The organism is Dialister sp. CAG:357 (assembly GCF_000435155.1).
GTDB classification, from domain to species: domain Bacteria; phylum Bacillota; class Negativicutes; order Veillonellales; family Dialisteraceae; genus Dialister; species Dialister hominis.
The window spans coordinates 1-238 of the sequence record NZ_FR896355.1 but is presented as its reverse complement, the minus strand read 5'-3'; the positions used below and the strand labels follow the sequence as shown (position 1 = coordinate 238).

General features: G+C 57.6%; 1 protein-coding gene. It reads left to right on the top strand.

What is annotated here, in order from left to right; translation table 11 throughout:
• A partial coding sequence (locus M3200_RS00695) for a hypothetical protein (RefSeq protein WP_288178061.1) occupies positions 1 to 238 on the top strand: 238 nt, incomplete at both ends.

Below are 238 nucleotides of genomic sequence, written 5' to 3'. Positions count from 1 at the left end.
GATGCTCATTGCGACGGGACGTGATCTCCGGACGAAGGTGCTGCATCTTCCGGAAATGGATGAGGATGAAATGCACGAGTCGCTTTCCTGGGAAGAGGACAGGATATTCCCGGGCGATGAGCCGCTCCGGACCGGTCTTCGCGTCCTTTCGCACACGCCGCAGGCCTGGCACATCCTCTTTTCTTCTGTTTATAAAATCACGGTCACGCGCTGGATAGAAGGCGCGCGTCTGGCCAAG